Genomic DNA, 6,000 nt, shown 5'->3' with positions numbered 1-6,000 from the left:
TTTCCGCCGATATGTGGCGCTGGACTTCGACGAGCGAACGCCAGATGCTCATCAGGACAGCGGTCGCCTCAGTCAGCATGATGCTTCTTATCGCGGATATGCCCCGTCGATAGGGGCAAGCGGACCAGTGTCCGCAAGCCGCCTTCGGCCCGGTTGGACAGACTGACGTCGCCGCCATGAGCGCGCAGGATCGAACGGGCGATCGGCAGGCCGAGGCCGACGCCACCCGTGTCACGGGAACGGGAGGTCTCCAGCCGGTCGAACGGATTGAAAACCCGTTCGAGATCCGCCTCGGGAATGCCAGGGCCGTTATCGTCGATCACGATCTCCACCATCTCTCCCTTGCGCGAGAGCGTGGCGGCAGCCCCGCCGCCGTAGCGTTGCGCATTTTCCAGTAGGTTCCGGAGCGCCCGGCGCATGGCGACGCGCCGGAGCGGCAGCACCGCCGGCTCGGCGGCAGTGATCTCCACCGGCGGCCCGATGGTCGACAGTTCCTGTGCCAGTTCGCCCAACAGGGCGGCCAGGTCGACCTCTTCCACGGGCTCGGCAACAGAGACCCCGCGCGCGTAGGCGAGCGTAGCCTCGGTCATTTCCTGCATCTCGTCGAGCGATGTGAGAATGCGCTCGCGCGTTTCGTCATCATCGACCATTTCCGCCCGGACCCGCAAGGCGGTGATCGGTGAGCGCAGATCGTGACCGAGTGCGGCGAGCATCTGGGTTCTTTCCCCGATCATCTGCGACAACCGGGCATGCATGCGCGCGAGCGCTTCCGATAGGGCCCTGACCTCGCGCGGACCGCCTTCCGGCATCTTCGGCAGATCCGTTTCCAGCTCCATCTGATCCGCGGCGCCCACCAATTCCCGCAAGGGCCGTGTGATGCGCCGCAGGCCGAGCCAAAGCGCACCGACCAGCAACGTGACGGTAAGCAGCGTTGATGCCACGATCTGCGGCGGCAATTGCAGTCCCGGCCGTTCCAGCCGCGCCTTTGAATTGAGCCAATCGCCGTTTGCAAGCGGCAGGGACAGTCGCAGTTCCACCGGCGCGAGACCGGCCTTCATCATGGCCTCGCGCAACCATTGCAGGCCGGGCGGCGGGCGCAAGCGGCCATGAGGCGTGATGACGTATTCCCTGGACCGGCTTCCGGGCCATTCGGTGGCAAGGTCCGTTCCCGACCCAACGACCGATGCCTGGAGCGCCACGTCAAACCCAAGCGCGGTCGATGTCGCCGCTTCAACGAGACTGTCGCGCAAAACCAGGGGCTTGCTGTCCAGCAGCCTTGCGAGGCGGATCGTCCGTTCGATCGCCTCGGAGCGTTGCTTGGTCCGGATCGCGGTGGCACGTTCTGCGGTAAACAGCCAGTACCCGGCGACCTGGGCAAGGATCATGGCAATGATCGTAAGCCAGGCGACCTGGGTGAGCAGACTGCGGGCGCGGCGGGGGTGTTTCACGAAACCTCCCGGACATCAGCGGCAAGACTGTAGCCTCCGGCTCGAACGGTGGTGATGATTTTCGGATTCGCCGGATCATCCTCGATCTTGCGGCGCAGGCGGCTCACCTGATTGTCAATCGTCCGGTCGAAAACATCGGCACTGCGGCCGCTGGTGATATCGAGCAATTGCTCGCGAGAGAGCACGAAGCGCGGACGCTCGAGAAAGGCAATCAACAGTTTGAAATCCGCGCTGGTCAGCGACACCTCGTGTTCATCGGCTTCCCGTACGAGCTTGCGCGTATCGGTGTCGAGCACCCAGCCCGCGAAAGACAGTTTTCGCCCGCCAAGTTCTCCTGCCAGCGGTTCGAGACGTTCGTGCCGGCGCAGGATCGCCTTCACCCGCGCCAGCAGTTCGCGTGGATTGAACGGTTTAACCAGATAGTCGTCCGCTCCGATCTCAAGGCCGATAATGCGGTCGGTGTCCTCTCCGAGCGCGCTCAACATGAGGATCGGCGGCCCGCTTGCGGCACTCAGCCGGCGTGCAACCGACAGGCCGTCCTCGCCCGGCATCATCACGTCGAGAACGATCACATCGAAGCGGCCGTTTCGAAGCTGCTCGTCCATCTCCGTAGCGTTCTTCGCCGGAGTCGCCCGCAGGCCGTTCTTTTCCAGGTAGCGGGTGACCGCATCGCGGATTTCACGGTGATCGTCCACGACCAGGACATGCGGGATGTGAAGCTGCTCAGACATGAATGCCATTTAACATGCCTCACCGATTGCCGAAAAACGAATTGTCGCGGCCGGTCGCAGTCCATCCCCTTTGCGACAGAGCGATACAAAACGGCCGGTCGGTTGATAAGGTTCTGCGACACGGGCGCCTCATCTTCACCTCATCGAAACGCAGAACCGAAGAGGTGATGACATGAAACGCAAGACGATTTTCGCAAGCGCCGCCGTTGCTGCCGTGGTGATCGCGGGTGCCGTCGCGATCCCGGCAATCGCAGCCGGACCGGGCGGTTGGGGCCCGATGGGCTGCGACGGCGGCCCCGGCATGATGATGCAGCGTATGCACGGTGGCATGGGGTGGCAGCGCGGACCCGGCCGCATGGGCGGCTTCGCCAACAATCCGGTATTCCTGTCCTTCGACACCGACAAGGACGGCACCGTGACCGCAGCCGAAGTCGAAGCCGGTATCGACGGTCTCCGCAAGACCCATGACGCCGACGGCGACGGTGTCCTTTCCCGCGCCGAGTTCGACGCGCTGTTTGCGGAAGTGACCCGCAGCTTCGCCGAGCGGCCCTTCACGATGCTCGACGCGGACGAGGACGGCAAGCTGAGTGCCGAGGAAATGCAGTTTCCCGCCAAGATGATGGCGCGGATGCAGAAGTGGCACGGGCAGCCGACCGAGGCGCCGAAGAACCAGTAAGCCGAGACGATGGCGGCCCCATGCGGGCCGCCGCTCTCCTCAGAATTCTAAGGGGCAAATCATGACCACTCCCGGATATTCACGCACGCAGATCGCGCTGCACTGGATCGTCGCGGCCCTTATTTCCGCCCAATACCTGTTCAAGGATGCCATCTCGGAGGCCTGGACCGCCTATGTCCAAGGCCAGAGTTTTGCATTCGATCCGCTGATCCTGGCCCATGTGACCGGAGGGATCATTATCCTGGCATTGGTGCTCTGGCGCATCGTCCTCCGTTTTTCCCGTGGCGCACCGCCGCTTCCGGAAAAGGAACATCCCGCCCTGAAGCTGGCGGCAAAGGCCGTCCACGTTGTCTTTTATCTGGTTCTGATCGGTCTTTCCGTCAGTGGCGGGCTGGCCTGGTTCGCCGATGTCCGTGTCGCCGCCAACCTGCACAATGTGCTCAAGGTGGTGCTGTTGGCCCTGATCGTCGTGCATGTCGGCGCAGTGGTCTTCCACCAGCTCATCCTGAAGACCGCGATCATGCAGCGGATGCTGCGCCCGAGCGTTTGAGACAGGCCGATCAAGAGGATAATGACATGACCAATTACCGACTTTCCTTGGCGCTCGCGTTGACCCTGACGGCGTCCGCCGCCTTGGCGCAGACCACGCCCGGCGATCAATTCCTTCAAAACTGGGATCTCGACGGCAACGGCACGGCCACGCTTGCCGAACTGGAGGAAATGCGAGGCAATGTCTTCATCACCTTCGACGCCAACGAAGACGGCTATCTCGATGCCGAGGAGTATGTCACCTTCAATGAGGCCCGCGCCAATGACGTCGGCAACTATCAGGCCGAACAACGCGCTCAGATGAAACGCGTTGCCGACGGCATGAGCCTCGCCGCAAACGATCGCGATGGCGATGGCAAGGTCTCCCGTGAGGAATTCCTTCAAGGTGCCGCCGACTGGTTCAAGTTCCTGGACAAGAACGGTGACGGCGGCGTGAGCCTGGAGGATTTCCGCAGGTAGACTCTCAATACGAAAGCTGGGCGATAATCTCGCACCGGAGGGAAGCACGGGGGCCCTTACTTCCTCCGGTGTTCCGATCTCAGGATTACGGTCTTATCGTCGTGGTGCTCACATCGATCGGACCCCATGGTCGAAACGGTCGATTTCAGCGAAGGTGAGACCGGCCTTCGGGCCAGTGCCCGTGAAGGTCGTCGATCACGATCTGGTGCTGATGGTCTTTGCCGCCGTGTTCCTTCAGGTGCGGATGATCCGGCGGCAGTTCCGGATGCGCGTGGGGCAGTATGTCCGGTTCGTGCGCCGGCCAGAACCACAGCGCTCCGGCAACGCCGAGCCCTGCCAGACCAGCCATCAGGAAAAAGGTCGTGTCGAGCCCTGATGCGGCCCCGAAACGGCCCGCCAGCGGATACGCCAAAAGCCAACAGGCATGGCTTAGCGCGAACTGAGCGGCGAAGATTGCCGGACGATCTTCCGGATGGGCCGAGCGGCGCAGCAGTCGACCGGTCGGGGTCTGGGTCAGGCTGTAGCCGAAGCCGAGAACAAGCCATAGCGCCATCAGCCCGGCAAACGAACCGACGAACGGCCCGGCGAGCGTGCCGAGGGCGAGAACGGCCGCACCTGCGATCATCGGCGGCCGGTCGCGCATATGGTCCAGAAGTTGCGGCAGGAGCAGGGCGGCGACCATGGATCCGCCACCGAACGCCGCCAGCGCCAGCGCCACCTGGGTTTCGCCGAGGCCGAGGCGGGCCTGGACGATGACGACCGTATTGACGATCACCATGGCGCCGGACGCGGAGACGGAGAGGTTCAGGGCCAGCAACCCCCTCAGGCGGGGCGTGGCGAGATAGATGCGGATGCCGCGCGTTGTCCGATCCCAGATGCCGCGAGGGGCGGCGGGTTTCGGCGAAGGCAGGGTTACGGAAACGACCAATGCCGCGGAAGCCAGGAACCCTATGACGGTTCCGCCGAACAGGACCGGAAAGCTGACCAGGGTCAGCAACGCCGCAGCGAGCATGGGCGAGAGCAGGTTTTCAAGGTCATAGGCCAGCCGGGACAAAGACAAGGCGCGGGTGTAGTCGGCCTCGTCCGGCAGCACGTCCGGAATGGTCGCCTGGAATGTCGGCGTGAAGCCTGCCGAAGATGCCTGCAAAAGGAAGATCAGCAGGTAGATTTGCCAGACCTCCGTGACGAACGGCAGCGCAACCGCGATGGCCGCCCGGATCAGGTCGAGCGTGACCAGCATCGCCCGCCGGGGTACCCGGTCGGCAAAGGCGGAAGCGATGGGCGCGAGCGTGACATAGGCAATCATCTTGATCGCCAGTGCCGTTCCCAGCACCAAACCGGCCTTGTCTCCCGCGATCTGCCAGGCGAGCAGGCCAAGGGCGACTGTCGCTAGCCCGGTTCCGATAAGCGCAATCACCTGGGCCGCGAACAGATGCCGATAGGTCCGGTTGGCGAGAATGGTCAGCATGCAAACCTCAAAGAAGCTTGGCGAGCGCCCGCATTTCGGCGAGATCCTGCTCGCCGCCATGACCGAGGCAGTGATCGATGTGGTCGTGGATCAGCATGCGTTTCGCCGCCGTGATCGCCTTTTCGACGGCCTGAAGCTGGATAGCGATATCACCGCAAGGCTTGCCATCCTCGATCATGTCGATGACGTGGCGCAGGTGCCCGTCGGCGCGTTTCAAGCGCTTGATCAGGCCCGGGTGGCTTGCATGTTGATGCGTATCTGACATATATGGAAATTATCCCCCCTGGGGGGATATGGCAAGTTCCTTCCGGTAACGTTATGATGGCATGGTCCCGCTTATGGGCATTCTTGTAAGAGGACAGATCTCCATCACCTTTCGGCAGGGGCCGCCACCGGCTGGCCGGCGGTCACTGCGATTTCGCAATTTTGTGGGGAACGTGTTCCATTGGCTGCTGCCATCGCTCTCCGGCCACAATGTTTGGTCACAGTGAGCCAAATCGGATATAGAGTACCCTCAGATCCAAAGAGCGAAAGGGATCGGCAGGTTTGTTCGTAACGGGCTTCATGACCAGACTGGCTTCGCGGAAATTTCTATCCGCGATCTTGTGCCTCTGCCTGTTTGCCTGGGCGTTGGCCCCGGCTTTTTCGCATAAACCACAATGGATCGAG

7 protein-coding genes are annotated in these 6,000 nt (G+C 62.6%); 3 read left to right on the top strand and 4 right to left on the bottom strand.

The features are described from left to right. Window positions 1-68: 68 nt before the first annotated feature. Both ABIN98_RS15145 and ABIN98_RS15140 read right to left on the bottom strand, forming a co-directional pair. Window positions 69-1,448, bottom strand: a complete 1,380-nt coding sequence (locus tag ABIN98_RS15145; protein WP_346911263.1) for an ATP-binding protein — start codon at window positions 1,446-1,448, stop codon at window positions 69-71. Continuing rightward, on the bottom strand, window positions 1,445-2,188 hold the full coding sequence (locus ABIN98_RS15140; RefSeq protein ID WP_394701515.1) for a response regulator: 744 nt from the start codon (window positions 2,186-2,188) through the stop codon (window positions 1,445-1,447). Before ABIN98_RS15140 ends, ABIN98_RS15145 begins: the two co-directional genes overlap by 4 nt. 163 nt (window positions 2,189-2,351) lie before the next feature. Between ABIN98_RS15140 and ABIN98_RS15135 the strand changes: the two genes are divergently transcribed. The 3 genes from ABIN98_RS15135 to ABIN98_RS15125 all read left to right on the top strand — a co-directional run bounded on the left by ABIN98_RS15135 (window position 2,352) and on the right by ABIN98_RS15125 (window position 3,863). Next, a complete protein-coding gene (locus tag ABIN98_RS15135) occupies window positions 2,352-2,855 on the top strand; it encodes a calcium-binding protein (protein ID WP_346911262.1) in 504 nt (167 codons plus the stop codon). A gap of 61 nt (window positions 2,856-2,916) precedes the next feature. Beyond that, complete coding sequence (locus tag ABIN98_RS15130) at window positions 2,917-3,405, top strand: cytochrome b/b6 domain-containing protein (RefSeq protein ID WP_346911260.1); 489 nt, start codon at window positions 2,917-2,919, stop codon at window positions 3,403-3,405. A gap of 26 nt (window positions 3,406-3,431) precedes the next feature. Then, on the top strand, window positions 3,432-3,863 hold the full coding sequence (locus ABIN98_RS15125; protein WP_346911258.1) for an EF-hand domain-containing protein: 432 nt from the start codon (window positions 3,432-3,434) through the stop codon (window positions 3,861-3,863). A 145-nt stretch (window positions 3,864-4,008) separates the two neighbouring features. On the opposite strand, the gene ABIN98_RS15120 is transcribed toward ABIN98_RS15125, so the two are convergent. Together ABIN98_RS15120 and ABIN98_RS15115 are read right to left on the bottom strand one after the other, a co-directional pair. After that, on the bottom strand, window positions 4,009-5,331 hold the full coding sequence (locus ABIN98_RS15120; protein WP_346911256.1) for an MFS transporter: 1,323 nt from the start codon (window positions 5,329-5,331) through the stop codon (window positions 4,009-4,011). A gap of 7 nt (window positions 5,332-5,338) precedes the next feature. Further along, on the bottom strand, window positions 5,339-5,596 hold the full coding sequence (locus ABIN98_RS15115) for a metal-sensing transcriptional repressor (RefSeq protein WP_346911254.1): 258 nt from the start codon (window positions 5,594-5,596) through the stop codon (window positions 5,339-5,341). Window positions 5,597-6,000: the final 404 nt, after the last annotated feature.

Source organism: uncultured Roseibium sp. (genome assembly GCF_963675095.2).
In the GTDB taxonomy this organism is placed as follows: Bacteria; Pseudomonadota; Alphaproteobacteria; order Rhizobiales; family Stappiaceae; genus Roseibium.
The sequence above is the reverse complement of the archived record's forward strand: the minus strand, read 5'-3'. Positions and strand labels throughout refer to the sequence as shown.